Below are 2429 nucleotides of genomic sequence, written 5' to 3'. Positions count from 1 at the left end.
CGCGGCCCGCGAAGTCTCTCACAGAGTGGCTCGTCGGCAGCGTCGGAGGTGTATAAGAGACAGGGGTGAGGTTGCCCGAGGACACCGGGGCCACCGCCGCCCCCGCGGTCGCGGCGGGCTTGGCCGGGGCGGCGGTGGCCAGCTTGCCCTCGGCGCACAGGTTCAGCCGCTCGATCAGCGGCAGGTCGTCGCCCGGCGGCTCCGCCTCCGTCGCCTCCAGCACCGCCAGCAGGCTCTTGATGGTGTCCAGCGCCTGAAGGATCAGCGAGACCGCTTCGGGGTTGATGGTCAGTTCCCCATCGCGGAACTTGCCCAGAACGTTTTCCGAGGCGTGCGCGACCTTTTCCAGGCGCGGCAGGCCGAGGAAGCCGCAGGTGCCCTTGATGGTGTGCACCAGACGGAAGATGTTCGACAGAAGTTCCGGATTGTTGGGATTCTGCTCCAGACGGACCAGTTCCACGTCGAGAACCGACAGGTTCTCGTTGGTTTCCGTCAGGAATTCGGAGAGCAGATCATCCATGTCGCGATCCCCACGCCCGCAATTGTATCCGTTTCCGGCCGGGCCGTCCGGAGGGCGGCGTGCGCGACGCCGCCGGTACGGGCCTTTCCAGCTACGGTGGGAGCCTGTCAAACACTGATTAAGAGAACCTTACCTCCTTCGATACCACTCTCCGGCTCCGCCGTCATGCCGAGCCGCCCGGCCCAAGGTCACAGCCCGCAAGGTCACAGCCCGCAAGGCCGCTGCCCGCAAGGCCGCTGCCCGCAAGGCCGCTGCCAGCGTGGCGGCCTATGACCGCCAGACAAGCACCGCGCCGCCATGGCGAAGCGCCGCGCACCGGACCGGCGGCGGTTTGCAACACGTCGTCAATGCGCGGATTGCGCCCCCAGCGGGGGCCGTGTCACCACTCCACGGTGAAGACCAGCCGGTCCGGTCCGGCCGGGGTGGCGGCGACGCGGTAGCCGTCGTCCTCCGCGAAGCGCCCGGTCATGTAGGCGTGGATGCTGCGCGGGGTCAGGTCGGCGGCGGCCACCGTGCCGGCCAGCGCCGCCGCGGACTCGTCCTTCAGGGCGCCGGGACGCCCGGCAGCGGTGATGGTGAAACGCCCCGCCTGCTCGTCCCCCTCCGCCGCGACGGTAATGGTGCCGCCGTGGGTCAGCGCCTCGTCGGCCAGGATGATGACGTTGAGCAGCACCTTCGACGCCCCGCGCTTGAAGGCGAGCTGGTCGTTCGGCACCCCCGCCGGCCAGTCCAGCGAGGTGCGCCCGCCCTCCAGAAGCCCCTGCGCGGAGGAGCGGGTGTCGCCGAAGCCCTTCTGCTCCCGCCCGGCGAGGCCGTAAGCCAGCCGGAAGACGCGCAGCCGCCGGTCGGCCTGCCCGGAGGAATGCTCGATCAGCTTCACCGCCTCGCCCAGGAAGCCCCCGGCGGGCTCGTCCTCCATCTCCTCGATCAGCTCCAACCCGTTGCGGATCGCTCCCACCGGGCTCACGAGGTCGTGGCAGATGCGGGAAGCGACAAGCTCGATCACGCGGATGTCAAGCGGCACGGGTGGTCTCCAGATCGTTGATGGCCCACCTCCGGCGAACCGGGGAACGGCCATGGCCGCAGTCCTGGGAACTTCCCCCGGCCGGGCGGCATTCTGTTGCATGCCGGTGCCCCATGGGGATGGCCGGCGGCGACGTTCGTTTGTATCATTCCAGGAGCGCGGATGCCGCCGCTTTTCCGCGGTCATCCCGCGAAAGCGATAACCAATTCCAGCGGATGCAGGAGGCGCGGCATGGACGATTCATTGGTTCCCGGCGCCTGGGTGCGCCACCCCGCCCGCCCCGACTGGGGTCTGGGGCAGGTGCAGTCGGCCATCGGCGACCGCGTCACCGTGAATTTCGAGAATGCCGGGAAGCTGCTCATCAACACGTCCGTGGTCGCGCTGACCGTCACCGATCCAGACGACGCGCCATGAGCGGGAAATTGCCGTTGGCCGCCCTCCTCCTGCTGGCCGCCGGCAACCCCGCGCTGGGCGACGACGCGCCCGATCCGGAGCGCGGCAGGACGCTGTTCCGCGCCTGCGCCTTCTGCCACACGCTGACGCCGGACGGCGGCAACCGCGCCGGACCGACGCTGTGGCGGCTGTTCGGGCGCCCCGCCGGGGCGGTGGAGGGCTATCACTACTCCCCCGCGCTCAAGGGCAGCGGCATCGTCTGGGACGAGGCGGCGGTGGCCCGCCTGTTCGAAATCGGTCCCGACGTGATGACCCCCGGCAGCAAGATGCCGATGCAGACCATAACCAGCGCGTCCGACCGCCGCGATCTGGTCGAGTACCTGAAGGAAGCCACGGCGCCGTAAGTCCGGATTCCGAGGCCCGCAAGCGGAATTGAGGAGCATGGCCCCGGGCGGGCCCCATCCCCATCTCTGTCTGTCGAGCCCCCTTTCC

At 69.5% G+C, this 2429-nt stretch carries 4 protein-coding genes; 2 read left to right on the top strand and 2 right to left on the bottom strand.

The features are described 5' to 3' along the window. A partial coding sequence (locus tag GBZ26_RS28820) for an Hpt domain-containing protein (RefSeq protein ID WP_247884946.1) occupies positions 1-520 on the bottom strand: 520 nt, incomplete at its 3' end. Between the two features lie 379 nt (positions 521-899). Continuing rightward, on the bottom strand, positions 900-1544 hold the full coding sequence (locus GBZ26_RS28815; protein WP_174441726.1) for a histidine phosphotransferase family protein: 645 nt from the start codon (positions 1542-1544) through the stop codon (positions 900-902). A gap of 231 nt (positions 1545-1775) precedes the next feature. Here GBZ26_RS28815 and GBZ26_RS28810 point away from each other — a divergent pair, with 231 nt between their 5' ends. Both GBZ26_RS28810 and GBZ26_RS28805 read left to right on the top strand, forming a co-directional pair. Then, positions 1776-1958 (top strand): DUF3553 domain-containing protein, encoded by a 183-nt coding sequence (locus GBZ26_RS28810; protein ID WP_014198307.1) that lies wholly within the window; start codon positions 1776-1778, stop codon positions 1956-1958. Positions 1959-1972: 14 nt separating this feature from the next. Further along, complete coding sequence (locus GBZ26_RS28805) at positions 1973-2341, top strand: c-type cytochrome (protein WP_246653804.1); 369 nt, start codon at positions 1973-1975, stop codon at positions 2339-2341. Positions 2342-2429 lie beyond the last annotated feature (88 nt).

The organism is Azospirillum formosense (genome assembly GCF_013340925.1).
Lineage (GTDB): Bacteria > Pseudomonadota > Alphaproteobacteria > Azospirillales > Azospirillaceae > Azospirillum > Azospirillum formosense.
This window is presented reverse-complemented; position numbering and strand designations above follow the sequence as displayed.